The organism is Sphingomonas mucosissima (genome assembly GCF_002197665.1).
Lineage (GTDB): Bacteria > Pseudomonadota > Alphaproteobacteria > Sphingomonadales > Sphingomonadaceae > Sphingomonas > Sphingomonas mucosissima.
Genome location: NZ_NBBJ01000001.1, coordinates 962,004 through 987,832 on the forward strand (window position 1 = coordinate 962,004; position 25,829 = coordinate 987,832).

Genomic DNA, 25,829 nt, shown 5'->3' on the forward strand with positions numbered 1-25,829 from the left:
GTCGAGCAGGGCGTCGCTAAGTGAGGCGCGGCGGCGAGCGCCTCCTCGGCGATGCTAGCCGGTCACGCTCCCCGGAACACTGCCTCACGCTTCTCTAGCAGGGCCGCCACGCCTTCGCGGTGGTCGGCGGTGGCATGGCTCACCGCCTGTGCCGTAGATGCCGAATCAAGCGCCTGATCATAGGTGCTCGTCTGCCCCTGCCGCAGCAGCGACTTGGTCAGGCGGAGCGAATGCGGGGGCAGGGCAGCGATTTTGCCGGCGAGCGCAAGCGCTTCGTCCATCAGGCTATCATGCGATACCACGCGGCTGACGAGCCCCCATTCGGCGGCCGTGTTCGCATCCACCACGTCGCCGGTGAAGAACAGCTCGGCTGCCCGGCTCATCCCGATCGTCCGCGGCAACAGCCAGGAGCCGCCATCGCCCGGCACTAGCCCAAGTTTCAGGAAGGTGACGCCGAACTTCGCCTTGTCGCTGGCGATGCGGATGTCCGCCATGCACGCCACGTCGCAGCCGAGGCCGATCGCCGGGCCGTTGACCGCAGCGATCACCGGCATGTCGAGCGAGAACAGCGCCCGCGCGATACGGTGGATGTTGCGCTGATAATGGCTGCGGATGCCGAGCCCCGAACCGGAGAACGGCCCCGCCGGGTCCGCCATCTTCTTGATGTCGCCGCCGGCCGAAAACGCTCGTCCCTCCCCGGTCAGGATGACGCAGCGGATCGACATGTCAGCGTTCAGCGCGTCGCACGCGGCACGCACCGCCTCGCCATCGCCATCCGCACCCAGCGCGTTCATCGCGTCGGGTCGATTCAGACGAAGGATGGCGATTGCGCCGCGGATCTCGGTGGTAACAAAGGTCATGGATGATCTCCGGTCAGCGCAGGCCCAGGCCGCGGGCGATAATACCGCGCAGGATTTCGCGCGTGCCGCCGCGCAGCGAGAAGCTCGGCGAGTTCCCCGTGTTATGAGCAAGAACGGCGATGAAATCTGAAGTGGATGCGGTGTCGGGTTCGGCATCCACCAGGTTGCGCGCGATGTCCCCCAGTTCCTGCTCGAAGGTCGCGCCCAGGTCCTTCACGATCGCTGCGTGGGTACCGGGGTTCTCGCCAGCTTCAAGCATGGCGGCGACGCCGCGCGACAGGCGCCGCAGGGTGACGAGATGAGCGGTCAATCGGCCGAGCGCCAGTTCGGCAGCCTCGCTGGTCGAGCCCTGAAGCGCGCCGATCAGCTCGATGAACAGCTGCATCGATGAAAGAAAGCGCTCCGGCCCGCTCCGCTCGAAGGCGAGTTCGCTCATCACCTGTTCCCAGCCCGCGCCTTCCGTCCCGATCAGGGCGGAGGAGGGGAGGAACGCATCCTCGAAATGCACCTCGTTGAAATGGTGCTGTCCGGCCAGATCGATGATCGGGCGGATGGTGATCCCGTCAGTAGCCTTCAGGTCCACGAGCAACTGGCTTGTTCCGGCCTGCCGATCGGCCGCCGTTCCACTCGTACGGCAGAACAGGATCATATAATCGGCGTGGTGCGCGCCGGTGGTCCACAGCTTCGTGCCCGTCACGTGCCAACCGCCGTCCACGGGAACCGCGCGGGTGCGGGTCGCGGCCAGGTCCGAGCCGGAATCGGGCTCGCTCATGCCGATGCAGAAGACGGTTTCGCCAGCCGCGATGCCGGGCAGGATCGTCTGCTTCTGCTCCTCGGTGCCGTATTTCAGCAGGCTCGGGCCGCTCTGGCGATCAGCGATCCAGTGCGCCGCGACGGGCGCGCCGGCCGCTAATGTTTCTTCCACCACGACATAGCGTTCGAAAGCACTGCGTTCGTGGCCGCCATATTGCTTAGGCCAGGTCATGCCCAGCCAGCCGCGCTGGCCAAGCTTGCGGCTGAAATCCCGGTCGAAGCCGTTCCAGCTATCGGCTCGCTGCAGAGGGGACCGATCGGCGAGCACGTCGGTCAGGAAGGCACGAACCTCCGCGCGAAGCGTTTCGGCTGCCTCGTGAACCGGCGGGGTTGGAAAACGAAGCGCTGTCATGCCGCCACCACCATCGGCCAATAGCAGTCTCGTCCGGCGCTGAGCGCGCGCTTGCCCAGCGCCAGCGTCCAGTGCCGCTGAGTCCCGAACTCGTCACGCCACGCCCACAAGGCGGTGGTAAAGCGATGCAACGCATGCTCGCGGGTGAAGCCGATTGCACCATGAAGCTGGTGGGCAATCGCAGTGGACTTGCTTGCCGCCTCGCCGATCCGCGTGCGCGCGACAGCCACGGCGAAGGTGAGGTCGCCGCCAACCGCGTAAGCGTCGGCGGCGTGATCCGCCGCGGCAGACGCCGCCGCCACTTCGCCGGCCAACTTGGCGAGCTCCTGCTGGATCGCCTGGAACTTTGCGAGCGGCCGGCCGAACTGTACGCGGCTCGAAACGTGCTCGACCGTCAGCTCGAGCACGCGCTCCAATGCGCCAGCCATCTGCAGGGCGCGGGCAAGGGCGCCAAGCTCTAGCAGCGGCACCGCGGCCGCTGCGCCTGCGTTTCCTTCCGGTATCGACAGTTGATCACGTGGGTGGCCAGCGACATTGGTGCTTTCTGCCGCGACGGGTAGGTCCGCGTGCCGCTGCAAGCCGCCGTCGGTCGCCACCACGACGGTGTTCGCAAACCGGCCCCACGGCACCCGCGCGTTTGCGCGCTCGGCCAGACCGACCGGCCCTTCCGCCAGCGGCAGGCCCGCCGACGCGAGCGCCGCATTGGCGACAATGGTTTCGGGGAGCGGCAGGGCAAGGGCGTGGCGGCCGGTCTGGCGGATCAAGGCAAGCGCCTCAGTGGCCGGTATGCCGAAGCCCCCGTGTTCCTCGGGCACCAGAGCCAGCGGGAGGCCGCTTTCCTCGATCGCCGCCCAGGCCGCGTCGGCCCAGCCGCCGTCGCGTCCGGCACCTTCGATCGCGTCGCCGTGCGTCGTGAACAGCCGCTCCGCCGTATCGGCGAGCATCGCCCCGACGTCGTTCAACTCCATTGCCCCAGCCGGTCCTGCTTGTGCATGGCCGCTCCTCTCCATTTGCCCTGTCGCTAAGCAACGATCCGGTGCTTGTCCACCTGACACTGCGGCTGGTCGGATCGCGTTGCCAGCGGTACGAAGGGGCAGTCAGAGGAGATCCGCTTGCGCCTGCTTTCCGCATTGCTCGTGCTGCTCTCGCTGCTCGCGCCGTCAGCTTGGGCGCAGCAGCGCGGCCCGCTGGTTCTCGCCGCCGCGAGTATGCAGGAGGCGCTGAGCGCAGCTGCGGACGCCTGGGAAAGGAAGGGCCATGCACGACCGGTGCTGTCCTTTGCGGCATCGTCGGCGCTTGCGCGGCAGGTCGCTGCCGGGGCGCCAGCCGATCTCTTCATCTCCGCGGATCAGGAATGGATGGACGATCTTGCCCGGCGCGACCTGCTGGCGCCCGGCACGCGGGCAAACCTCGTTGGCAATCGGTTGGTGGTGGTGGCCGGCCCCGAGGAGCGCTCACTTGCCAAGCTTCGGGGAACCGCGTTGGGACAGCAGCTGGCGGCTGGTCCTCTCGCCATGGCTGATCCTGACGCTGTTCCATCCGGCCGGTATGGCAAGGCCGCGCTGGAGCGGCTCGGCGCCTGGCCGATCGTCGCGCCACGCATTGTCAGGGCCGAGAGCGTCCGTGCCGCGCTGGCGCTCGTGGAGCGCGGCGCGGCTCCCTACGGGATCGTCTATCTCACCGACGCTCGCTTGTCGCCGAAGCTGCGCATCGCCGGCATCTTCCCGCACGGCAGCCATCCGCCAATTGTCTACCCGATCGCCCGGCTGAAGAGCGCGCGCAATGACAAGGCCGAAATGTTTCGCAAGTTCCTGATCTCCGCCCAGGGGCAGCAGATCATGGGCCGATACGGCTTTACCGCGCCTTGACGGATGAGCTCGAAACAATCGTTCGCCTCTCCCTGCTGATCGGGGGAGTGGCGACAGCCGGTACGCTGCCGGTGGCGTTTGCGCTCGCCTGGCTGCTCGCCCGCGGGCGCTTTCCCGGCAAGCTTCTGTTGGATGGCTTGGTACACCTTCCCCTCGTCGTGCCCCCAGTTGTCACCGGGTGGCTACTGCTAATCGCCTTCGCCCCGGCAGGTCCGCTGGGTATGCTGCTGGAGCGCTGGTTCGGCGTCTCGATCCTGTTCCGCTGGACGGGTGCGGCGGTGGCCGCAGCGATGATGGCTTTGCCCTTGATGGTTCGGGCGATTCGCTTGTCTATTGAAGGCGTTGACCAGCGACTTGAACAGGCCGCGCGAACATTGGGCGCGGGTCCATGGCGAACCTTTGCCACCATCACCCTGCCGTTGGCGCTACCAGGCGTGCTCGCCGCAGCGATGCTCGGCTTCGCCCGGTCACTGGGTGAGTTCGGCGCCACGATCACCTTCGTGTCCAACGTCCCCGGCGAGACGCAGACGCTGCCGCTCGCGATCTATGCTGCCCTTCAGCGGCCCGGCGGCGAGGCCACGGTCTGGAAACTAGCGGGCATCTCCATCGCCATAAGCCTCATAGCTCTGATCGCTTCGGAGCTTCTTGGGCGGCGGCAGGGGCGGCGCCTCCATGTCCTTTGAGGTAGACGTCACCGCGCGGCGCGGTGACGCCGTCGTGGGCGCGACGTTCCAAGCCGGTGAAGGCAGCACCGTGCTTTTCGGCCCTTCCGGCGCGGGAAAGACCAGCCTTCTGATGATGATCGCGGGCTTGTTGCGGCCGGACACCGGCCGCGTACGTGTCAGCGGACAGGTGCTTTTCGATGCGGCCCGCCGTATCAACGTGCGGCCCGAGGATCGCCGCGCGGGCGTCGTGTTTCAGGAGCCGCGGCTGTTCCCGCACCTCTCCGTTCGGCGGAACCTCCTCTATGGCGCGGCCAGCGCGGAAGGGCTCGAAGAGATCGCCACGCGGCTCGATATCGCGCACCTGCTCGATCGTTGGCCAAGAACCTTGTCGGGTGGCGAGGCGCGGCGCGTCGCGATCGGGCGGGCGCTGTTGCGTGATCCCGACTTCCTGTTGCTCGACGAGCCGCTTGCCTCGCTCGATCGCGCGCGCAGAGAGGAGGCGATGCTGATGATCGAGCGCGTACGGGATGAAACACGGCTGCCGATGCTGATCGTCACGCACGATCCCGAGGAAGCGGAGCGGCTCGGCCGTCAGATCATCCGGATGTGACGTCCTGCGGATGATTGGGCACGAGGATGAGCGTGCGCCCCTCAACCCGCCACGACTTCAGACGCGACAGGAAGTTCATGCCCAGCACATCCGTGTTCCCGAACGCTGGCGACACCACCACCGGCACATCGCGCGCCACGATGTTGCCGAGCTTCAGCTCATCGACCGCGGAGGTCTGCGCGCGAATCGTCCCGTTCGCGGTGCGCAGCAACATCGGAAAGACCGCGTCGCGCACCTCCAAACCCGCCTGCGACGCCGTGTCGAGCGACAACGCCGTCACGGTCGCCCCGCTGTCGATCAGCATGCGCCGGGTGATCCCGCCGAAGCGAACCGATGCCCAGAAATGCCCGTCGGGGCTCATGCGAATGCGGGTTTCCTCGCCCGCGACTTGCTGGCCGGAAAGGTCGAGCATTTCCGCCACGCGGCCAAGATACGGATCGAAGCGCTCGCGCTGTCCAAGCACCAGCACAAAGGCGCCGATCAGGAGCACCCATGTCAGCACCCCCACGACCGGCCCGATCACCGGTAGGCGGCGGAGGAACCCGGCGATCACCACGACCGCAAGGAGCCCAAGGATCAGGGGAAGATGGGGAGCGAGATCGGCCAGAGCGGGCATGGCAACGATATAGGAAGCCGCACCGCGATCTTCGATGCTTCGACGCCATGATTCGCAAACGCCGTAGTTACCCGCCCAAGCCAAGCGATGAGGCGCTGCCGCATCGGCCACAAGCCGCCATGAAAAAAGGGACCGCTCGAACCGAGCGATCCCTTCTTTCTTCGAGAAGCCCCAGCGCCGCCAGGCAGCGCCAGAAACCCAGATCAGCGCTTCGAGAACTGGAAGCTACGACGTGCCTTGGCGCGGCCGTACTTCTTACGCTCAACGGTGCGGCTGTCGCGGGTCAGGAAGCCCGCTGCCTTCACCGGGGCGCGCAGCGCCGGCTCATACTTGGTGATCGCCTGGCTGATGCCGTGCTTCACCGCGCCGGCCTGACCCGAAAGGCCACCGCCCTTGACGGTGCAGATCACGTCATACTGGCCCTCGCGCTCGGTGATGCCGAACACCTGGTTGATGACGAGACGCAGCGTCGGGCGTGCGAAATAGACTTCCTGATCACGGCCATTGATCGTGATCTTGCCCGAACCCGGCTTCAGCCACACGCGGGCAACGGCGTCCTTACGACGGCCGGTGGCGTAAGCGCGACCATACTTGTCGAGCTCCTGCTGGCGCAGCGGCATGGTCGGCTGGACCTGAACCGGAGCAGCGCCCTCGGTGGTTGCCTCGGCAGGGGCCGTATCGGAAGACGCCGGAGCCTGAGCAGCCTGCTGCGTCAGTGCGGCGAGGTCGGAAAGCGACTGGCGATTGTCGGACATTATGCGCCCACCTTGTTCTTGCGGCTCATGCCGGCGATGTCGAGGACCTCAGGGTTCTGCGCTTCATGCGGGTGCTCTGCGCCCTTGAAGATGCGCAGGTTGCGCATCTGCTGGCGGCCGAGCGGGCCGCGCGGAATCATGCGCTCCACGGCCTTCTCGAGCACGCGCTCGGGGAAGCGGCCTTCCAGCACCTTGGCGGCGGTGACGCCCTTGATACCGCCGGCATAACCGGTGTGCTTGTAATAAATCTTGTTCGCCAGCTTGTTGCCGGTGAAGCGCACCTTGTCGGCGTTGATCACGATGACATTGTCACCGCAATCGACGTGCGGGGTGAACGACGTCTTGTGCTTGCCGCGCAGGACGTTGGCGATCACAACCGCCGCACGACCAACCACCAGATCGGTGGCGTCAACAATATGCCACTTCTTTTCCACCTCGGCCGGCTTGGCCGCCTTGGTGGTCTTCATCAGCGCCTTCATGGGCTATGGACCTTTGCAATAAACGAAGACGCCGCCCCCAATCAGAGCGCGGCGTGACACGGGCGCTCTGATGCAGGAGCGAAGGAAAGTCAACGTTTGCGCCGCTTTCCCGACGGGTATCAGAATACCGCGGTGATAACGAGGCCGAGTAGCGCCGCAGATATCAAGCTTGCCGCGCTCAGAAAAACAGCTTTCGGAAGCTCAGGCGCACAGAGCGCCCTAACGGATCCAGCAGCCCCGGCTGATACCCGATCGATACCGACCCCGCGGCATCGCGCACATCGATCCGTTGGTTAAACAGGTTGTTGACCGCGAGCGTCACGCGGGATCCGCGGAAAAACGGGACGCGCTGCACCAGCGAGCGCTGCTGGCTCAAATCGGCAAAGATCCGCAGGTTGGCGGTGAACAGCGCGCCGAAGTTGAGATCGTCAGGGGAGGGCGCGCCGCGCGGGTCGGCGAGAATGTTGGTGCCACTTTCCCAGGTGCCGTTCAGCCGCACGCCGATGCCGTTGCGGTTGTACCCGGCATTGAACTCGATTTCGTGGCCGGGGCGGCCGCCACGTGCGCCTACGGCCGATCCGTCCAGCAAGTCGAGCTCGGGCACACCTGGCCGGGTCCGGATTGTATCTTCCAGGCGCCAGGTATGGAACACGCTCAGCTGAACGCGCCCGGCCCGCCCGCCGCCAAAGCTTCCGCCACCAAAGCCTCCGCGCCCGCCACCACCGAAGCCGCGCGCGCCAGGGGTGCGGATGCCACTCTCGCTGGTGCCGGCCTCGCGCGCGCGCCGGAACTGCTCGCGCGCCGCTGTGCGACGCTCCTCGATCTGTTCCGGGGTGAGCGGCTGCCCATCCGGGCCGACCGGCGGCGGCGGTTCCAGTGCTTCGGACCAGTTGAAGCCCCAGCGGATCTGCCGCTGCCGGCTGCTCTCGATATTCACCGGGCGATTGTCGATGCGCAACAGGGTTCCGGCGGCATCGCGCTCGAACCGGCCGGGGAACGCCGCTTCGATCTCCGGCGTCGCCGTCGGGAAGCTGGCGATCGGATTGTTGATCCGGCTGTCCGTGTAGTTGACCAGCACCGTCAGGTCGGTGCCGGAAATCGGCTTGGCGGTCAGCCCAAGCTTCACGACGCGCCGGCTATCCGCGCGAAGGTTCGGGTTGCCTCCTTCGATGGTGGTGGCGTCGACGGTTTGGCCGGTGGTCAGATCGAACACCCGAACGTTGGGCGTGATGATCACTGGATTGCCGAGCTGCTGGATCGTGGGGGCGCCTTCTTCGTGCGTCACCGAGCCGATCAGGCGAATGGCGTCGACCGGCCGCCAGTTGAAGCCGTAACCTACCGCCCCCAGCGCGCCGAAATCGGAAAGCTGGTCCACGGCGCCGTTCACGTTGACGCTCAGCGCGCCGACCGGGCTGTTCTTGAGGATCGGCAGATCAACATTCGCCTGACCGTTGAACTGGTCGCGGGAAAGATCGGTCGCGGTGAACATATCCGCCCGGCGCGACTCGCTACTGATATCGCGCATCGAAACGCCGGCCTTCAGCGTCGCGGTGAGCGGCCCCGCGGGTAGATCGACGACGCGACCGTTGAGCGTTGCCTCCGTCTGCAGAAGCTCCGTTATCGAACTCGCGCGGTCGCGGCGGACGGCGACCCCCGTGTCGCGATCGGTGAGCGTTGTCGTCCAATCGCGGGTATATCCGCCGTCGAGCGACCAGCGCCATGTCGCCAGATCCCCATTCAAGGCATAGCTCAGCACGCCGGTGCGGGTCCGCGCCTCGCGCAGCAGCCGTTGCCCGTCAGACGCACTGCCCAGCGCCGCCAGCGTGTTGGCGCCCTGCAGCTCGCCATTCAGCGTGGCGGACACATTGCCGAAGATGGTGCGATTGTACGTCGCGTTCAGCTTTGCCGCGTCACTGGCCGACAGCAATGTCCGGTTCGGGTCGGCGTTCACCAGGTTGCGGTCGGTTTCGAAGAGGGGATTGCTGCGGGTGTACTCGCCGTCCACGCTGAAGCGGCTGCCGCTGGTCAGGCGCAGGTAATTGAGGTCGACTTCGTGGACCTGCCTGCCGCCGTCGGTCGCCAAACTGGTGTCGGCCTCGGCGGTGATGGCGGTGAAGCGCCGCCGCAGCACGATGTTCACCACCTTCTGGTCCGCGCGATACCCGTATTTGAGCGCGACTTCTTCCGGCAGGATGTCGACGCGCTGAATCGCCTCGGGCGGCAAATCGCGGATCTCGCGAAAGCCACTGATGCGGCGTCCGCTCAGGAGCACCACCGGTCCGCCGCCGCCGCCGCGGCCCTGGATGCTTCCGGTCAAGGGCGCGAGTTCCTGCAGCAACTCGCCGATGTTGCTGGCGCCATAGGCGCGGATGTCACGTCCGCTCAGCACCACCTCGGGCGTGATGTCACCGATCACGGAGCCGCGCGGCACACGGCTGCCGGTGACGACGATATCGTCCTCGAGTTCCAGCTCTTCGTCCGCGCCTGCCGCCGGTGCCTCCTGGCGGGAGGGCGCTTCTTGAATAGCCGGCGCAGCGGACGCGGTGGAAAGGCTGATGAGGGGCAGAAGCCATGCGGGCAAGGAGGTGCTCCCGATAGGGTAAACGTCGATGAGCGGAATGAACGACGATTGTGCCGGCCGTGTCCCCGCCACGCGGTCAATCGTCGCAAATTGTCGCGGCAGGCCAGCGTCGGGCCGCGATCGCCGCCGGCCGCTTGGGATCGGCTATCCCTGCGTGTACGTTGGCGAGCAAGGAGCAGCAATCGATGGATGATGTCACGCCGCCGTCCGACACCAAGCTCACCCAATCCAAGCAGCGCTGGGCATCCGAGCGGAAGTTCATCACGGATACGGATGCGCCAAAGGCTGCTGATCGCCTGCCGCCCGGGCAGCATCTCGTGCGCGACTGGCCGGTGCTGGACTTGGGGCGCCAGCCGGATGTGTCGCTCGATCGCTGGCGCTTGCATGTGCGCGGCCTGGTCGCGCGTCCGCTGACGCTCGACTGGGCGGCGTTCCAAGCCTTGCCGCAGGGCACCCGTCGTTCCGACATCCATTGCGTCACCACATGGTCGCGGTACGACAATGATTGGACTGGGGTCGCGACACAGGCGCTACTCGACGCCGTGGAGCCGCGCGAGGAAGCCCGCTTCGTCATGCTTCACGGCTATGACGGCTATACCACCAACGTCCCGCTGGAGGACTTTGCGCGCCCTGACGCCATGATCGCGCATAGCTGGCAGGGGCAAGCCTTGTCGCGCCCGCATGGTGGGCCGGCGCGCGTGATCATCCCGCATCTGTACTTCTGGAAAAGCGCCAAGTGGATCAGCGCCATCGAGTTCCTCGGCAGTGACCGGCCCGGGTTCTGGGAAGTGAACGGGTATCACATGCGCGGTGATCCCTGGGCAGAGCAGCGGTACAGCTAGGCCGACCGGGAAAGGCCGGACAAGTGCCGTTTCAGGCCGGGCGACGGCCGATCGCGTGCGCCGACGCTACCACAGCGATCAGCAAAACGGCCGCATTCACCTGGTGCGCAACGGCGATACTGATCTCGACCCCGGTCAGCAGCGTCGCGATCCCGAGAACGATCTGCAAGCCTACGAGCAGGATCACGGCGCCCCAGGCGGCGACCGCACCTTCGCGCCGCGCGCGCGCCGCCAGCCATACGACGGCGATCGCCGCCACGAAGGCGAACCACCGGTGGACGAATTGCACCACCACCGGATTGTCGACCACGTTCTTCCACAAAGGGTCGACCATCGGTGTGTTGCCGGGGAACAGCGTGTCGCCCATCAGCGGCCAACTGCTGAACGCATAGCCCGCGTTCAGCCCCGCGGTGAACGCTCCCAACGCGATCTGAAGCGCCAGCAGCAGCAACGCAGCCGCCGCCAGCGGAGTCAACCGGGCAGGCACGGCAAGAGGATCACGCGCAAGATCACGCAGGTCCAGCGCCGTCCACACCACGCCGCCGAGGATCAGCAACGCAGCAGAGAGGTGGACGGCCAGCCGGACATGGCTCACGTCGGTGCGAACGGACAGCCCCGATGCCACCATCCACCAGCCGATCGCCCCCTGCAGACCGCCCAGCGCGAGCAGCGCCAGCAGACGCGGCATATAGCCGGCCGGAACTTGGCGTCGAATAGCGAACCACAACAGCGGAAGCGCAAAGGCGAGCCCGATCACGCGGCCGAGCAGCCGGTGTACATACTCCCAGAAGAAGATCGTCTTGAACCCGCTAAGGGTCATGCCGTTATTGATTTGCTGGTATTCTGGGATCCGCTGGTAGTTCGCGAATTCAGCCTGCCACTGCGCCTCGTTTACCGGTGGGATGATGCCGGTCAGCGGCTTCCACTCAGTGATCGATAGCCCCGACTCGGTTAGGCGCGTGATCCCGCCCACGGCCACCATCAAAACGATCAGCGCAGCAACGGCGTAGAGCCACCGAGCGAGTGCGAGGGGACGGGCAGAAACACGAAAGCCGGGGCTGGGCTTGAGCATGGCGCCCTTTAGGATCCCCAGCGAGCGGGGGCAATGGCGCATCCGGTTGCCGAAAAGTTGTTGGTGTGATGTTGTAACCTCGCGGAGGTGGCGCTATCTGGCAGTCAGATGCCGACCACCGCTCTCCTTGCCTCGCCGTCCAGGCTCGACCGGATCGCGATCATCGTGTCGGGGCTTTGCGTGGTACACTGCATCGCCAGTGCGATGTTGCTGGCGATGCTCTCCGCGCTTGGAGGCCTGTTCGTTGATCCGCTGGTCCATGAGGTTGGACTGGCGCTCGCCATTGCTCTGGGCGCGTTTGGCCTGGGGCGTGGTGCGCTTCGGCACGGATATCTGCTGCCGATCTCCGTTGGTTCGCTTGGACTCGGCGTGATGGCCGGTGCCTTGTCCCTTCCTCATGATGCCGGGTTGGCGCATGATGGTGAAGCGCTGTGGACCATCATCGGAGTGGCGATCCTTGCCCTAGGGCATGATCTGAATCGGCGCGCCGGCGGCTGACGATTAACCTTTCTTTCCCAGCGCCGTCGCAAGCGATGCGGTGGCACTGCCGCGACGGGCTGGCGCGGGCTGATCGGGAGAGGGCGACCACCCCGTCAGGAAGATGATCTCGAAGCGCTCTGGCGTGCGGCCATCCGGATCGGCAGCCTCCGCGAAAGCGCCGGCCGCGTGCGCAAGCGTGTCTCTACCGATTGGCTGGCGCCCCACGAGCAGATTGGTCGCGGCCATGCCGCGCAAATCGCCCAGCAGCCTGCCGAGATCGCCATATCTCACGCGCAACGTTTCCGTGTCAGCCACGGGCAACGCAAAGCCCGCGCGCATCAGAAGGTCGCCGGCGGACCGCACGTCAATCTGCGGGTGAAGGCGCGCAACTGGCCGCTCGCTTTCCGCCGTGCGCAGCGCCGCCCGAAGGGTCGAGAGTGATCCTGCGCCAAGCAGCGCGCCCATGAACAAGCCATCTGGGCGAAGAACTCGCCGCGCCAGCGACAGCGCGCCGGGAACGTCGTTGATCTGATCAAGAACGCCGGCCGAAATGACCAGGTCGAACGATCCGTCGGCGAAGGGCAGGCGATCTTCATCTGCCTGGACGCCATGGCCGTGCCGGGCGAACCCCAATCCCGCATCCAGTCGTGCGACGCGAGCGCCACCGGGCGCGGCGAAGCTGGCATCGAAGCTGCCGAGATCCAGCACGTCAGTAAAGGTTCGCTTCACACTTTGGAGGCGCTCCATGATGCCGTCGAGCATTGCAGCACGGACAAAGTCGTGCGCGCGATAGTGCGGCGCTGCGCGATCGCGGCGCCTACGCCGAGCAGATCGATCAAAGATTTCCGGTGCGGTCATGCGGAAGGCTTGTGCGCAGATCGCTCAGCCGCGACAAGCGCCGCGATGCTGTCCCGGCTCCTTCGACCGGCCATTGCCTTGGCGCTGCCGCCCCGCTGCGCGGGGTGCGGCGCCATTACGGACAGCGACCATCGCTTCTGCGCGGAATGCTGGGGTTCGCTCCGCTTTCTTAGTCCACCCTGGTGCGCGGCCTGCCACCGCCCGCTCGAGTATGATCAAGGGCCCGACACACGGTGCGGCCCCTGTCTTGCTCGCCCGCCCGTTCATGCCGGCGTCGATGCTGCCGTTGCTTATGGGCCGGTCGCGCGCACCCTTGCCCTGCGTCTCAAATACGGCGGCAGGGCATCGCTGGCGCAAACAGCGGCCCGTCATATGATCCGTCACCTGCCAGACGACGCTCACCTTCTTGTCCCGGTACCGCTGCACCGCTGGAGGATCTGGTCTCGCGGCTATAATCAGGCCGGATTGATCGCTGCCGCTCTTTCCCGTGAGAGCGGTATCTCCTGGGACGGCGATCTGCTGGTAAGAAGCCGACGGACACCGGTCTTGCAAAACATGGGAGGCAATGCGCGCCGCCGGGTGGTTCGAGGGGCATTTGCCCTGGCGCCGAAGCACAGGCCTCGGGTTGCCGGTCGGCACATCGTGCTGGTTGACGATGTTTATACCAGCGGCGCAACCACCGACGCCTGTGTCAGCACGTTGCGCCAAGCAGGCGCGGAACGCGTCTCGGTTCTTTGCTGGGCGCGCGTGATCGACACAGGGCCAGATTGACATTCGTGCTGGGCAACCACACGTCAGGTCGATGGCACAGGTAGAAATCTACACAAAGGCGTGGTGCCCGTATTGCGTACGGGCCAAGCAACTGCTCGCCAGCAAGGGCGTCGAACCGGCGGAGTTCGACATCACGCTTGGCGGCGCAAAGCGGGTGGAAATGATCCAGCGTGCTGGAGGACGGACAACGGTTCCGCAGATTTTCATCAACGATCGGCATGTCGGCGGGTCTGATGACCTCGCCGCGCTGGAGCGTGCCGGCAAGCTCGACGCGCTGCTCGCCGACGCACCATGAAGGCCGCCATCCTGCAGATGACCAGCGGGATCGATCCCGCAGCAAATGCAGCGACGCTTGCCACGGCAGTTCGGACAGCGGCTGAACGTGGTGCAGCCATGCTCTTCACGCCCGAGATGTCGGGGCTGCTGGATCGGGACCGCGCGCGGGCGGCCGAGTCGATTGTGGACGAGAAGGACGACCGCGTTCTCGCGACGGTGCGGGAGGCCGCGGCGAAATCAGGCCTTTGGGTGAACCTCGGCAGCCTAGCGCTGCGTGGGAGCGCCGACCGATTGGTGAACCGTGGCTTCGTGATCGACGGAACGGGGGCCATCCGCGCACGCTACGACAAGCTTCATCTGTTCGACGTGGATCTGCCAACGGGTGAAAGCTGGCGCGAATCCGCCGCTTATGCGGCCGGCACCGGCGCCGTGGTGGTAGATACGCCGCTGGGCAGCTTGGGATTGTCGATCTGCTATGACCTGCGCTTTCCGGATCTCTACCGCGCGCTGAGCGACGCGGGCGCCACAATCCTGTCCGTTCCCGCGGCGTTTACGCGCCCCACTGGCGCTGCCCATTGGAACATATTGCTGCGCGCTCGCGCGATTGAATGCGCATCATTCGTGATTGCCGCGGCGCAAACGGGCAAGCACGAGGATGGGCGCGAGACCTATGGCCACTCGCTGGCTGTCAATCCGTGGGGCGAGGTTCTCGGTGACATGGGGGAGGGAGCCGGTGTCGGCTTTGTCGAGGTGAACCCGGCCAAGGTGCTGGAGGTGCGCCAGCGGATTCCGGTCATCGCCCACCGGCGCAGCATCCCGGCGGTTACGGTCGCGCAATGATCGTCTTCGATCTGCGCTGCCGTGGCGGCCATGTGTTCGAAGCCTGGTTTGCGTCGTCCGCGGCCTTCGAGGATCAGCGGGGCCGGTCTCTCGTGCAATGCCCGGTGTGCACTGACACAGACGTCGAGAAGGCAGTCATGGCTCCGAATGTGGCGCCGAAGGGCAACTCCCGTGCGACGGTCTCGCCCGATACCGTCAAAGCTGTACTGAGCGCGCTCGCCGTTGCGCAGCGCCAGGCGCTCGAAGGCTCCCGTTGGGTGGGGAAAAGCTTCGTGTCGGAGGCCCGTGCGATGCACGTGGGTGATCGAGAGCTGGAGCCGATCCACGGCCAGGCAACGCTCGAGGAGGCAAAAGCCCTGGTTGACGAAGGCGTGTCGGTCGCGCCGCTACCGTTTCCGGTGCTCCCGCCTGATCAGGCGAACTAAGACGGGTTATACGCGCAACGATCGACTGGATTGACCCGTTCGCGCCGGCGCCGTAGCTAGACGCGGATGCCCCCGTAGCTCAGCAGGATAGAGCGACGGTTTCCTAAACCGCAGGTCGTGCGTTCGAATCGCGCCGGGGGCACCAGCGGCTCATCAAGGAGTCTTTCCGATCTGGACCTGGTGGGGCTGCCGACGAGCATGGACGGGCGCCCCGCTTCGGGCGCCCGTCGGCTACCCGATCACGCCTTAACGTGAGCCGAGATGTACTTGTTCATCTCGAACATGGTCACCTGGTCCTTGCCGAAGACCTTCTTCAAATTGTCGTCGGCGAGGATCTCCCGCTTGTTCTCGGGATTCTGCAGGTCCTTTGACTTGATATAAGCCCAGACCTTGCTGATCACCTCACTGCGCGGCAGCTTGTCGGTGCCGACGATCGCGCCGAGCTCGGGCGAGGGCTGAACTGGGGCGTGGATGCCGCCGGTCTTGGCCTTGCCCTCCTCAGTCTTGGTCTTCGTAGCCATTGCTGTCCTTCCTGTTGCGCCGGTCATTCGGCATCTCGCGGAATCACGCCGTTTCGCAGGCGTGATGGCCTTTGTGCGCTGCCGGGCGCGGCTTGTCACCTCCCGACAACGCGCTGCCGGGGCAAAGCTTGGCGCGCGTTCCAGCCTTCGGCTAAGCAGCCGCCGATTACAGAGCTGCGGAGAGAGCATGGAAACGCTTAGTGAGAGCCTCGCCTTTGGCGGCACGCAGGGCGTGTATCGCCACGCCTCGGACGTTACCGGCACCGACATGACCTTCTCGCTCTATATGCCGCCGCACGCCAAGGGCACGCGCCTTCCGGTGCTTTGGTATCTGTCGGGTCTCACCTGCAGCCATGCCAATGTCACGGACAAGGGCGAGTATCGCCGCGCCTGCGCCGAACACGGCATCATCTTCATCGCACCGGATACGAGTCCGCGCGGAGAGGACGTTCCGAACGATGATGACTGGGCGTTCGGCCAAGGTGCGGGCTTCTACGTTGATGCTACAGAGGAACCCTGGGCCGCCAATTTTCGCATGCGCAGCTACATCGAAGACGAATTGCCGGCGCTGATCGCACGCGAGTTTCCCGCCGCGGACTTGGCCCGGCAAGGGATCACCGGTCACTCAATGGGTGGGCACGGTGCGCTGACGATCGCGCTGCGCAATCCGGAGCGTTTCAAAAGCGTCTCGGCATTTGCACCGATCGCGTCGCCGATGTCCTGCCCGTGGGGGGAGAAGGCGTTGAACGGATATCTGGGCCCTGATCGCGCCACCTGGGCTGAATATGACGCTTGTGCCCTGATCGCGCAGGGAGCCCGCCTCGGTGCACTCTTGGTGGATCAAGGCGATGCTGACGGATTTCTGGCGGAGCAATTGAAGCCCGCGCTGCTTGAGCGTGCTTGCGCCGAGGCCGGGATCGATCTCAGCCTTCGCATGCAGGCCGGCTATGATCACAGCTACAACTTCGTTTCGACGTTCATGAGTGATCACATCGCCTGGGCAGCCGCGCGTCTTTGAAGAAAAAGCGGGCCCGAAGGTCCGCTCAGGTGTTTGCAATCGCGCTCCGGTGGCGCGCAGCCGTCCGGAGCACGACCGCCGGTCAGAACTTGAACCCAGCCGCCACGCCGTACCGGCGGGGTTCCACCGTGAAGACGTTGGTGAAAAGGCCCGACGACTGATCGGTGACGAACAGGCCGGTTATCGCGTCATTGCCGGTCAGGTTGCTGACGAATGCTCGTACGTAGAAGCGCTCGTCCGGGCCGTTAAGCTGGATCTGAGCATTCACCACTTCATAGCCCGGGATGCGATCGATCGGGTTCAGGTTGAAGATGGTGCCATATTGGTCACCGGTGTAGTTCAGGTCGGCACGCGGGACGAGCGTGTAGTCACCGATGTCGAAGGTGTATTGCGCGCCGACTGCCCATTTGTAGGTCGGGCTGTTCGGCAGGCGATTGCCCTTTACCTCGACGGGGTTGCCATCGAGCAGCACCGAAACCGGCGCACTCGTGGCGATCTGCTGAGCCTGCAGGAACTTGCAGGCGCTGAACGCGCCGTAGGTGCCGTTGGCAAGCAGCGGAACTGAGCCGTTCAGCCCCAAACGCGCGTTGCTCGCGTCGACGAACCCGCGCGCGGCCGATGCGTTGCCTGCCGCATTCGGCAAGACCACGCAATTGTATGCGCCGGCCAGATCCTTGATGATCACCGAGTCATTTCGGCCGCCGGAAACGTCACGAGGATTGGTCAGCAGGCGGCTGTTGGCGACTTCGGTCTTGAGGTAGCTGAGGTTGGCGTTGATCACGAACGCTGGCGTCGGGCTGATAACCGCTTCCGCTTCCACGCCGTAGATGTTCGCGCTGATGTTGTCGTTCACCGAGGTGCGCGCCACGATCCGGGTGAGCTGCAGATCCTTGTACTTGTAGTAGAAGCCCGTGACGTTCAGCCGCAGCGCGCCATTGCCGAAGGTGTTCTTGCTGCCGATTTCAAACGAGTCGACCGTTTCGGGCCGGAAGGTCGTCGGCACGGCGAACAAAGGGGACAGCGGCGGGTTGATGCCGCCCGACTTGTAGCCGCGCGAGTAGGACGCATAGATCAAGTTATCAGGAGTGATCTGATAGTCGAGCACGGCGCGACCGGTCATGCGCGAGTAGCTGACCCGGGCCTCCGCCCAGGGCTGGGCGCCTGGGATGGTAGCATCGAAGTCCGGGCCGTTGTTGAAGGCAGGACGGGCGTCCGTCGTGCCGATTGGGAGAAGGGCATTGGCAAAGGTGGTGCGGGCGCGAACGAACTTCTTGTCGTTATTGTAGCGTGCGCCCAGCGTGAGTTTCAGCTGGTCGTTGAACTCGAAATACGCCTCGCCGAAGATACCGTACGAGTCCAAGGTGAACTTGTCGGAATTGCTGCGGAAGAATGGCGAGGCGAGGAAAGAACTGGTGGTACGGCCAGCACCGGCTCCTGAAATTGTGCCCACCAGGCCGGAAAGATAATCCAGGCCGACGTTGTTCACGAAATAGTCGACGTCGCGTGCCGTCGCCTTGGTGTAGATGCCGCCCAGCAGGAAGTTGAACATTCCGTCGAACGAACTGTCGACATGCACTTCGCCGACCCAGGCCTTGGTGCGCGAGGTAGAACGGTCGAAGTCCAGGCTCTGCTGGAAACAACCGATCGTTTCGCCGCCATAGACACCCACACCGCTCGGGCCGCCGTTGGATTGGCAGACGCCGCCCTGCGGGCCGTTGGGGATCAACGCGTTACGGAGCCCGGCGAAGAGCGGATTGTAGATCGGTGAGGCCGGATTGCCGACTGCTTCCAGCGTGGCGAAGCCCGGCGCGTTGGAGCCGAGGCCGCTGACCAGAAGGTTATAGTCCGACGTAGCGTTAAGTTCGCTGCGTGTATGCCCCGCTGTCAAGCTGACAGCGATGTTGCCGAAATTGTGATAAGCCTTCAGTGTGTAGATCTGATCTTCGGTCTTCCATGTCGGCGTATAGTCTGCGGTCACCGCGCGGAAATCACGCGGATTGATCGCGTTGGCGAAGGCGTCGGGCGTGGCCGGAATACCTGGGCTGCCAATGCTTCCCAGACCGAACGGGGCGAGCAACGGCCGTGTACCTGCGAGCGTCGCCAGGAAGGTCGGCACATAGGCAGCACTGCTGGTGGGAAGCGTTACTGACGCATCGGCAAGGAAGATCGGCAGGCCCTGGATCGACTCCGTGGCGCCGCCCAGCGTTGAATTGGCGTTTGTCGTGCCAAAGGCGCGGCGGGTCGGGAGACAGCCCAGAATGCCGGTCGGATCGCGGTCGCACAGCTGCTTCTGCAAGCGCGAGCGGTCGTCATCCTCTCGGCTATATTGCGCGATGAAGTCGACCCGCGTGTCCGGCGACGGTTCCCACGACAGGGTACCGCGCACCGAATACATGTCGCGTCCGTCGAAGCTTTTGTTGTTGAAGGTGTTCTTGATGTAGCCGTCGCGGTTCAGGTAATATCCTGCCACGCGCACGCCAAACGTATCGCCGAGCGGCACGTTGATCATGCCCTTGATGCGCTTTGAGTCGTAATTCCCGTATTCGAACTCACCGGCCGCGCGGAAGCCCGATAGATCGGTCTTCGCGGTGATGATGTTCACCACGCCTGAGGTCGCATTGCGCCCGAACAGCGTTCCCTGCGGGCCGCGCAACACCTCGATGCGCTCGATGTCGTAGAACTCGCCTTCCAGAATGCGTCCACCGACAGGCTGCTCATTCAATGCGATGCCGGTTGCGGAATCGCAGGTCACGCCGACGCAAAGGTCGCCGATGCCGCGGATCGTGAAGGTATTGGTTGCGAACTGCCCCTTGGTGAAGGTGACGTTCGGCAGCGTTTGTTGTAGGGCAAGGGGGTTGACGATCTGCTGCCGTTCGAGGTTTTCAGCAGTGAATGCTGACACCGCGATTGGCACGTCTTGGAGGCGCTGCGACTGGCGCTGAGCCGTGATGACGATGTCGGCATAGCCGCCCGCGGACTGGGGATCCGAGGTGCGCGCTTCCTCGCCAGGGCCGTTGGTCGGCGCAGTGTTCTGTGCCGAGCTGACCGCCCCGGTTTGTGCATATGCTGGCGTTGCGCCCACGATCGCGATAGCGGACGCGGCGAGTAAATAGGATTTTCTCATCGATCTCCCCTCCTGGGACCGCGCCCGCTCTATGGCGGTGTCACGGTGTTTGATGGCCCGGTGAAGAAGGTAACGTCAGAAAATTTCGTTCGTCAAACGGAATTCGAAAGGATTTAATTGTCGTCCGATCAATAGTGTCTGAAATGAAACAGTAGCGGAGTTGAACCTATGCTTCAGTGCAGCATGGACTTTCCGCAACGCACAAAGGCTGATTGTTCATGAATTGCAATGACTCTCCGGAAGATGGCGACTTGGTGGGCGAGGACGGGAAGATCGTCGTCCCTGACGATGTCGCAAACGCAATACGAACGCTGATCCGCTGGGCCGGTGATGACCCTGCACGAGAAGGTCTGGTCGATACACCGCGGCGCGTAGCGCGCGCCTGGAAGGAATATTGCGCCGGTTACGCAGAAGATCCCTCGCGCCACTTGGCCCGGATCTTCGAAGAAGTGGGGGGCTATGACGAGATCGTTCTCTTGCGGGACATTCCCTTCCAGTCCCATTGCGAGCATCACATGGCGCCGATCATCGGGCGGGCGCACATTGCGTATCTTCCACGAAACCATGTGGTGGGCATCTCGAAGCTCGCGCGTGTCCTCCATGCGTTCGCCCGCCGCTTGCAGGTTCAGGAAAGGCTCACCGCCGAAGTCGCCGATTGCATCTGGAATAATTTGAAGCCGCAAGGCGTCGCGGTCGTCATTGAAGCCAGTCACGCATGCATGACAGCGCGAGGTGTGCGCACCCCGGGCGTGTCGATGGTGACGAGCAGGATGATGGGCGTGTTTCGTGACGATGAACGCAGCCGCAAGGAAGTGCTCGCGCTCATGGGCATGCAAGGGCGCGGATGACGCGAACGGTTCTTGTCACGGGCGGCGCCAAGCGACTTGGCGCGTCGATCGCGCGCGCTTGCGCGGCTGCGGGCTGGCATGTGCTGGTTCATTACGGCACGTCGGCTGACGAGGCGCAGGCGCTTGCGGCTGAACTCAACGGTGCCGCGATCGGCGGCGATCTGGAGAACACAGCGGAGATCGGCGCTTTCTTCGAGCGCGCCCGCGCCGCCGCCGGTGGGACGATCCACGCCCTGGTCAACAGTGCCTCGCGGTTCGAGGAAGACCGGCCCGAGAGGATCGATCCGCAGTTAGCCGCGCGGCTGTATGCGGTGAATTGTACCGCCCCGGCGCTGCTTGCGGCTGCTGTTGCCGATCAGCATGATCTGGACGCGGGCGCGGTCGTGAACCTCCTGGATCAGAAACTCAGCAATCCGAACCCGGACTTTTTCTCCTACTCACTGACCAAATATGCGCTGGCCGGCGCAACCGAGATGATGGCGATGGCCTTCGCGCCACGCGTTCGCGTGAATGCCGTCGCCCCGGGGCTGACGCTGCCGAGCGGCGACCAAAGCGCGGCGGAGTTCGACCGGGTTTCGCGTGAGAACCTGCTGCGCCGTCCGGTGGGGGCTGAGCAGGTCGCCGCGGCTGTGCTTTACTTGCTGGACGCCGAGAGCGTCACCGGGCAGACGCTCTACGTCGATAGCGGCCAACGCTTCCTCAAGCGCGAGGGAGATGTGATGTACGAAGGCAGGGAGCGGGCAGCGGCGGGTGGCTGAGTACACGATTATCCTTGATCGCTTCGACGTGGCGATCCGCTTGGGCATCCATCCGCATGAGGCAGAGCCGCAGCGCGTGCGCCTCTCCGTCGAGATGACCGTGTCCTATCCTGCGCCGCCCGCCGCGGACTCGATTTCGGAAGTTCTCGATTACGACTTCCTCCGCGACGGCGTTCACCAACTCGCCAGGGGCGCGGGCTTTGCGCTCCAGGAAACCTTTGTAGACGCAGTGGCGGAGCTCTGCCTTGCCGATCCGCGCGTGCGGCAGGTGAAGGTGCGATCAATGAAGCTCGATGTCTATCCCGACGCTCAGGTCGGATGCGAGGTCATCCGCACACGCTGACGGTTCAACCGCCTGCGCGTCCCGCAAGGGGGTGCATCCGCCTTTCACGCAGGCGGCATGAGCCTCGACCAGCCGCTTGCCAGTGATGACGATGTCGCCGCTCGCGGCCTGTAACAGGAACAACAGGGTCAGCATCCGCGACTCCTCAAGAGCAGATGCCGATCCTTTCATCCCGCCACGCCGCAGGCAAGCGCGTTAACGTCGTTTTTGCCCGCAAGATCAACGCGTCGGGAAGGTGCCTATGTGCGATTTGCCGCGCTTAGGACGGCGCGCACGCTTGCCGTGGCGACGTCCGTGTCGATGCCAACACCCCAAATGGTTCTGCCCTCAGCGGTGCGGCACTCAATATACGCCACCGCCTGCGCTCCCGCGCCATGACCAATGGCGTGTTCGGCGTAATCGACCACGTCCAGCGCAGGGCCGGTCGATTCGGCCAGCGCAGCGACCACGCCAGAGATGAGCCCGTTGCCCCGGCCCGAAAGCGAGCGCTCCTCACCGTCGATTGCGACCCGGCCGACGAACAGGCGGTCGCCGACGCTGCCGGTTTCCTCATAGTCGCGAAGCACAAAGCGGTCGCTGTCACCCGGGAGATAGGTGCGCTCGAACGCGCCCCAGATGTCCGCGGCGTTGAGTTCGCGGCTGGTTTCGTCGGCGAGCGCCTGCACATGGCGGCTGAAGTCCGCTTGCAGTCGCTTGGGCAGCTTCAAGCCCTTGTCCTGCTCGATCACCCAGGCGACGCCGCCCTTGCCCGATTGCGAGTTGACGCGAATGACGGCCTCGTAACTGCGGCCGAGATCGGCGGGATCGATCGGGAGGTACGGCACTTCCCACAGATCGTCATTGCGAGCAGCCTGGGCCGCAAAACCCTTCTTGATCGCGTCCTGATGGCTGCCCGAAAAAGCGGTGAAGACGAGGTCACCGGCATAAGGCGTGCGCGGGTGGACGGGAATGTTGGTGACATATTCCACCGTCTTTGCGACGCCGTCGATGTCGGAGAGATCCAACCCCGGATCAACACCTTGGGTGTACATGTTAAGCGCAACTGTCACCAGGTCGCAGTTCCCGGTGCGCTCGCCATTCCCCAACAGGCACCCCTCGACGCGATCGGCACCCGCCATCAGCCCCAGTTCCGCCGCCGCAACGCCGGTCCCACGATCATTATGGGTGTGAAGGCTGATCACCACGGCATCGCGGCTCGGGATGTTGCGGCAGAAATATTCGATCTGGTCGGCATAGACATTTGGCGTCGCGCACTCGACCGTGGCTGGCAGGTTCAGGATCAGCGGATGCTCGGCGGTGGGCCGGAGAACGTCCATGACAGCCGCGCAGACCTCGATACTGAAATCCACTTCTGCGGTGGAGAAGGTCTCGGGACTATATTCGAAATGCCATTCCGTTCCCGGGCGCTTGGCGGCTTCGTCGCGCAGGACCTTCGCGCCTTCGATTGCGATCGATTTCACCTCGTCGCGGCTCATGCCGAAAACGATCCGCCGCCAAGCCGGGCTAACGGCGTTGTAGAGGTGAACGATCGCTGCGTGCGCGCCTTCCAGGCTCCGGAAGCTGGTCTCGATCAGGTCCCGGCGCGATTGCGTCAACACCTGGATCTTTACGTCTTCCGGCACCCGATCCTGCTTGATCAGGCCGGAGATGAAGTCGAACTCGGTCGCTCCGGCAGACGGGAAGCCGACCTCGATCTCCTTCAGCCCGATCTTCACCAGAAGGTCGAAGAAGCGCGTCTTCTTTTCGGCGTCCATCGGATCAATGAGTGCCTGATTGCCGTCGCGTAGATCGGTGGACAACCAGCGCGGCGCACGCGTGATCGTTTTTGACGGCCACTGCCGGTCGGGCATGTCGATGGTGGGAAACGGGCGATACTTGGTCGATGGGTCGCGCAGCATGAATAGGCTCGCTCTGCTAAGGGGCTTCTGGGTTCCACTGGCCCTTAGGCGCGTCGCGATGCCCGTGGGCACGCGTGGGTGTTCGCGCCTAAGGGCGCGTAAGTCGAAGCAGAAGGCCAGTCGCGCAGATCATCGCCTCTTGGTTGCCCGATCAGGCATTCGAAGTCCAGCGACAAAGAAATTTGACGGTTTCGTAATTGTTTGTGCGGCAAATGGCGGCGCGCCGGACGGCCGACCAAGAGGGAGTTCAGCGTGAGGCAGCTACTGTACATCAGCACGGCCACACCGGGCGCCGCCATCGACATCAGTGGAATTCTTGCCACGTCGCTGCGCAATAATCGCCGAGATGGGGTAACTGGCCTGTTGTGGACGGATGAGCGCCGGTTCCTCCAGGCTCTGGAGGGATCCGAAGACGCTATCCAGAGCGCGCTTCTGCGGATCAAGTTCGACACCCGCCATCGCGGGATTGTGGTTCTGCAAGATCGCGCCATCGCCATCCGCGAATTCGGCGCGTGGGAAATGGCACGGCGCGGCCCGGCCGATACTGCCGACGCGTTTGATGGACGCATGCGACAGTATCTTTCCGGGGCCTCGCCGTCGGTTCGCGGCACGTTCGAAGGGCTGATCGCCGCTCGACGTGCCGCCTAGTGATCATTTTTCGAAGGCAGCGGTGATCTTCAGCTTCACTTCGTCAGAGACCATGGGAATGCCATAGCCGATCTTGAACTCGCTGCGGCGAATCGCACCGGTGGCGGTGAAGCCGACATTCTCCTTGCCGCCCATCTGCGCCGGCATCTTGCCTGCGCCATAGAAGCTTGCCTCCAGCGTAACTGGACGGGTGACGCCGTTCAGCGTCAGATTGCCCTCGATGCGGGCGCTCTCGCCGCTTGGCGTGACACGCGTCGAAACAAAGCGCGCTGGCGCTGGCGCAGCGCCGAAGAAGTCGGCCTGCTTGCCGGCATCCGCGGGCTTCAGCAGATGCTTGGTCAGGCCAGCGCTGGCGGTGGTGACCTCCGCAACCGGGATGGTCACGTCCACCTTGGCTGCCGCGGGATTCTTTGGATCAAGCGTAAGCGTGCCGGTTACGTTGCCGAACAGCCCGAAATAGGGCGAGAAACCAAGGTGATCGACGGTCCATTCCACCAGCGTGTGGCCCGGATCGGCCGTGTAGGTTCCGCCCGTGATCGCGGCGACGTTCTTGGTGCCCGGCGCGCTGCTCGGCGCTTGCTGCGCTACAACGGCGCCGGTCAGAAGGGCAGAAAATAGGAAAGCGTGTGCGATGCGCATGATAAAGGCTCCCGAACCGTTTCACGTTTGAAACCACAACGCGCTCCGGCAGGAAAGCTCCTCACGTAAAACAACCCGTTTCCATTATTTTTCGATCCCCACCGTCAGGTCGAATTTGATGCGCACCCACACGCCGATCATCGGCTTTCCATTCACCCGCGGCGGGCGGACGAGGAACTGCCAGGATGCGCGGCGAAGCCCACGGGCGATGCCGGAGCCAGGCGTTTCGCCCATCTCACGACAATCATCTACGCGGTTCCGCTCCGCGGTCCGGCAGGCGATTACGCCCCATCCGCTCTCCTGACGGGCTGGCAAGTACGTCGCGAGCTCGGCACGGGTGGGCTCACGAACCCACTCGGCCGCATATAGTGTCTCGCCGCCGGGTCCAGCGCCCGGGACGCCCTGGTCGCTGCCGCTATCGGCACCTCCCGCGGATTTGCCTCCCGCCTCCACGGCCGCCGATGGAATCCGCCCGATGTCGGCTCCGGCATAATCGGCGCGCGAAAGGTTGATCACGCCCGGCAGCTCGATCGGCGGGGGTGGAAGGGTCGGCGGTGCAGGGGGCAACGGCCTCCGTTCGGCCCGCTGGGTCTGCTCTTGTCGGCGCTGTTCCGTCCGTTCCGAGCTACGCTCCTGCGCCGGTGCAGGGCTGCCGACGTCAAAGGTCGACAGCGGGCGCTCGTCGCCAGGCGGCAGAAGCGGAATCCCCCCCATTTTGATCAGCACGAGGATCAGCAATCCGACGATCGTAAGGGCGAGCCCGATCGATGCCGCGCGATCGCGCGCAGAAGGCTTAGCCCGATACGCCGTATAGGTGGGAGACGCCGCGCGCATCGCTGCGCGCCTAGCGGGTTGGGGAAGTACCTACA

General features: G+C 64.6%; 28 protein-coding genes, 1 tRNA gene and 1 pseudogene. 16 read left to right on the forward strand and 14 right to left on the reverse strand.

Annotated features, from left to right (window positions below):
* Positions 1–62: 62 nt before the first annotated feature.
* Genes SPMU_RS04585 through SPMU_RS04595 form a run of 3 tightly spaced genes read right to left on the reverse strand, consistent with a single transcriptional unit; the run spans position 63 to position 2,993 of the window.
* The gene (locus SPMU_RS04585) at positions 63–860 is read right to left on the reverse strand and encodes a crotonase/enoyl-CoA hydratase family protein (protein ID WP_088332322.1); all 798 of its coding nucleotides are present in this window, start codon (positions 858–860) and stop codon (positions 63–65) included.
* Between the two features lie 13 nt (positions 861–873).
* The gene (locus SPMU_RS04590; RefSeq protein ID WP_088332324.1) at positions 874–2,025 is read right to left on the reverse strand and encodes an acyl-CoA dehydrogenase family protein; all 1,152 of its coding nucleotides are present in this window, start codon (positions 2,023–2,025) and stop codon (positions 874–876) included.
* Positions 2,022–2,993, reverse strand: a complete 972-nt coding sequence (locus SPMU_RS04595; protein WP_211275708.1) for an acyl-CoA dehydrogenase family protein — start codon at positions 2,991–2,993, stop codon at positions 2,022–2,024. The genes SPMU_RS04590 and SPMU_RS04595 overlap by 4 nt, the downstream gene beginning before the upstream one ends.
* Before the next feature lie 138 nt (positions 2,994–3,131).
* Here SPMU_RS04595 and modA point away from each other — a divergent pair, with 138 nt between their 5' ends.
* The 3 genes from modA to SPMU_RS04610 are packed head-to-tail and all read left to right on the forward strand — an operon-like array spanning position 3,132 to position 5,168.
* Entirely contained in the window at positions 3,132–3,893 is a 762-nt protein-coding gene (gene modA, locus SPMU_RS04600; protein WP_088332327.1) for a molybdate ABC transporter substrate-binding protein, read from the forward strand.
* Entirely contained in the window at positions 3,890–4,576 is a 687-nt protein-coding gene (modB, locus tag SPMU_RS04605; protein ID WP_088332329.1) for a molybdate ABC transporter permease subunit, read from the forward strand. The genes modA and modB overlap by 4 nt, the downstream gene beginning before the upstream one ends.
* Entirely contained in the window at positions 4,566–5,168 is a 603-nt protein-coding gene (locus SPMU_RS04610; protein WP_088333169.1) for an ATP-binding cassette domain-containing protein, read from the forward strand. The genes modB and SPMU_RS04610 overlap by 11 nt, the downstream gene beginning before the upstream one ends.
* On the opposite strand, the gene SPMU_RS04615 is transcribed toward SPMU_RS04610, so the two are convergent.
* The 4 genes from SPMU_RS04615 to SPMU_RS04630 form a co-directional block, all read right to left on the reverse strand.
* Positions 5,155–5,784 (reverse strand): retropepsin-like aspartic protease family protein, encoded by a 630-nt coding sequence (locus SPMU_RS04615; protein WP_088333168.1) that lies wholly within the window; start codon positions 5,782–5,784, stop codon positions 5,155–5,157. The genes SPMU_RS04610 and SPMU_RS04615 overlap by 14 nt on opposite strands.
* Positions 5,785–5,987: 203 nt before the next feature.
* Complete coding sequence (gene rpsI, locus SPMU_RS04620) at positions 5,988–6,539, reverse strand: 30S ribosomal protein S9 (protein WP_088332331.1); 552 nt, start codon at positions 6,537–6,539, stop codon at positions 5,988–5,990.
* Complete coding sequence (rplM, locus tag SPMU_RS04625; RefSeq protein ID WP_088332333.1) at positions 6,539–7,018, reverse strand: 50S ribosomal protein L13; 480 nt, start codon at positions 7,016–7,018, stop codon at positions 6,539–6,541. Before rplM ends, rpsI begins: the two co-directional genes overlap by 1 nt.
* 178 nt (positions 7,019–7,196) lie before the next feature.
* Positions 7,197–9,599, reverse strand: a complete 2,403-nt coding sequence (locus SPMU_RS04630) for a TonB-dependent receptor plug domain-containing protein (RefSeq protein ID WP_088332335.1) — start codon at positions 9,597–9,599, stop codon at positions 7,197–7,199.
* A gap of 185 nt (positions 9,600–9,784) precedes the next feature.
* On the opposite strand from SPMU_RS04630, the gene SPMU_RS04635 reads away from it, so the two are divergent.
* Positions 9,785–10,441 (forward strand): sulfite oxidase-like oxidoreductase, encoded by a 657-nt coding sequence (locus tag SPMU_RS04635; protein ID WP_088333170.1) that lies wholly within the window; start codon positions 9,785–9,787, stop codon positions 10,439–10,441.
* A 31-nt stretch (positions 10,442–10,472) separates the two neighbouring features.
* Here SPMU_RS04635 and SPMU_RS04640 read toward each other — a convergent pair whose 3' ends face one another.
* Positions 10,473–11,513, reverse strand: a complete 1,041-nt coding sequence (locus SPMU_RS04640) for a COX15/CtaA family protein (RefSeq protein ID WP_088332337.1) — start codon at positions 11,511–11,513, stop codon at positions 10,473–10,475.
* 108 nt (positions 11,514–11,621) lie between these two features.
* On the opposite strand from SPMU_RS04640, the gene SPMU_RS04645 reads away from it, so the two are divergent.
* Positions 11,622–12,011: a MerC domain-containing protein gene (locus SPMU_RS04645; RefSeq protein ID WP_088332339.1), complete on the forward strand. Its 390-nt coding sequence runs from the start codon at positions 11,622–11,624 to the stop codon at positions 12,009–12,011.
* 3 nt (positions 12,012–12,014) lie between these two features.
* Here SPMU_RS04645 and SPMU_RS04650 read toward each other — a convergent pair whose 3' ends face one another.
* Complete coding sequence (locus tag SPMU_RS04650; protein WP_088332341.1) at positions 12,015–12,851, reverse strand: class I SAM-dependent methyltransferase; 837 nt, start codon at positions 12,849–12,851, stop codon at positions 12,015–12,017.
* Between the two features lie 45 nt (positions 12,852–12,896).
* On the opposite strand from SPMU_RS04650, the pseudogene SPMU_RS17445 reads away from it, so the two are divergent.
* The 6 genes and pseudogenes from SPMU_RS17445 to SPMU_RS04675 all read left to right on the forward strand — a co-directional run.
* Positions 12,897–13,088 (forward strand): annotated as a pseudogene (locus SPMU_RS17445) (double zinc ribbon domain-containing protein); the annotation flags it as partial.
* A 135-nt stretch (positions 13,089–13,223) separates the two neighbouring features.
* Positions 13,224–13,622 carry a ComF family protein gene (locus tag SPMU_RS17450; protein WP_342746438.1) on the forward strand — a complete coding sequence of 133 codons (399 nt, stop codon included), beginning with the start codon at positions 13,224–13,226 and terminating at the stop codon, positions 13,620–13,622.
* Positions 13,623–13,653: 31 nt separating this feature from the next.
* Positions 13,654–13,917 (forward strand): glutaredoxin 3, encoded by a 264-nt coding sequence (gene grxC, locus SPMU_RS04660; protein WP_088332345.1) that lies wholly within the window; start codon positions 13,654–13,656, stop codon positions 13,915–13,917.
* Positions 13,914–14,738, forward strand: coding sequence for a carbon-nitrogen hydrolase family protein (locus SPMU_RS04665; protein ID WP_088332347.1), 825 nt, complete (start codon positions 13,914–13,916; stop codon positions 14,736–14,738). The genes grxC and SPMU_RS04665 overlap by 4 nt, the downstream gene beginning before the upstream one ends.
* A complete protein-coding gene (locus SPMU_RS04670) occupies positions 14,735–15,163 on the forward strand; it encodes a DUF1178 family protein (RefSeq protein WP_088332349.1) in 429 nt (142 codons plus the stop codon). Before SPMU_RS04665 ends, SPMU_RS04670 begins: the two co-directional genes overlap by 4 nt.
* A 68-nt stretch (positions 15,164–15,231) precedes the next feature.
* A tRNA-Arg gene (locus SPMU_RS04675) sits at positions 15,232–15,308 on the forward strand.
* 94 nt (positions 15,309–15,402) lie between these two features.
* Here SPMU_RS04675 and SPMU_RS04680 read toward each other — a convergent pair.
* On the reverse strand, positions 15,403–15,684 hold the full coding sequence (locus tag SPMU_RS04680) for an SWIB/MDM2 domain-containing protein (protein WP_088332351.1): 282 nt from the start codon (positions 15,682–15,684) through the stop codon (positions 15,403–15,405).
* Between the two features lie 187 nt (positions 15,685–15,871).
* Here SPMU_RS04680 and fghA point away from each other — a divergent pair, with 187 nt between their 5' ends.
* Positions 15,872–16,702, forward strand: coding sequence for an S-formylglutathione hydrolase (fghA, locus tag SPMU_RS04685; protein WP_088332353.1), 831 nt, complete (start codon positions 15,872–15,874; stop codon positions 16,700–16,702).
* Between the two features lie 82 nt (positions 16,703–16,784).
* On the opposite strand, the gene SPMU_RS04690 is transcribed toward fghA, so the two are convergent.
* Complete coding sequence (locus SPMU_RS04690) at positions 16,785–19,826, reverse strand: TonB-dependent receptor (protein ID WP_088332355.1); 3,042 nt, start codon at positions 19,824–19,826, stop codon at positions 16,785–16,787.
* 218 nt (positions 19,827–20,044) lie between these two features.
* Between SPMU_RS04690 and folE the strand changes: the two genes are divergently transcribed.
* The 3 genes from folE to SPMU_RS04705 are packed head-to-tail and all read left to right on the forward strand — an operon-like array spanning position 20,045 to position 21,775.
* Positions 20,045–20,674 (forward strand): GTP cyclohydrolase I FolE, encoded by a 630-nt coding sequence (folE, locus tag SPMU_RS04695; RefSeq protein WP_088332357.1) that lies wholly within the window; start codon positions 20,045–20,047, stop codon positions 20,672–20,674.
* The gene (locus tag SPMU_RS04700; protein ID WP_088332359.1) at positions 20,671–21,432 is read left to right on the forward strand and encodes an SDR family oxidoreductase; all 762 of its coding nucleotides are present in this window, start codon (positions 20,671–20,673) and stop codon (positions 21,430–21,432) included. Before folE ends, SPMU_RS04700 begins: the two co-directional genes overlap by 4 nt.
* Positions 21,425–21,775, forward strand: coding sequence for a dihydroneopterin aldolase (locus SPMU_RS04705; RefSeq protein ID WP_088332361.1), 351 nt, complete (start codon positions 21,425–21,427; stop codon positions 21,773–21,775). The genes SPMU_RS04700 and SPMU_RS04705 overlap by 8 nt, the downstream gene beginning before the upstream one ends.
* Before the next feature lie 239 nt (positions 21,776–22,014).
* Here the strand turns inward: SPMU_RS04705 and leuA are convergent, their stop codons facing one another.
* The gene (gene leuA, locus SPMU_RS04710; RefSeq protein ID WP_088332363.1) at positions 22,015–23,673 is read right to left on the reverse strand and encodes a 2-isopropylmalate synthase; all 1,659 of its coding nucleotides are present in this window, start codon (positions 23,671–23,673) and stop codon (positions 22,015–22,017) included.
* A 252-nt stretch (positions 23,674–23,925) separates the two neighbouring features.
* On the opposite strand from leuA, the gene SPMU_RS04715 reads away from it, so the two are divergent.
* Positions 23,926–24,321: a BLUF domain-containing protein gene (locus SPMU_RS04715; protein ID WP_088332365.1), complete on the forward strand. Its 396-nt coding sequence runs from the start codon at positions 23,926–23,928 to the stop codon at positions 24,319–24,321.
* A gap of 3 nt (positions 24,322–24,324) precedes the next feature.
* On the opposite strand, the gene SPMU_RS04720 is transcribed toward SPMU_RS04715, so the two are convergent.
* A complete protein-coding gene (locus tag SPMU_RS04720; RefSeq protein ID WP_088332367.1) occupies positions 24,325–24,960 on the reverse strand; it encodes a YceI family protein in 636 nt (211 codons plus the stop codon).
* Between the two features lie 84 nt (positions 24,961–25,044).
* A complete protein-coding gene (locus tag SPMU_RS04725) occupies positions 25,045–25,794 on the reverse strand; it encodes a hypothetical protein (RefSeq protein WP_088332369.1) in 750 nt (249 codons plus the stop codon).
* Positions 25,795–25,829: the final 35 nt, after the last annotated feature.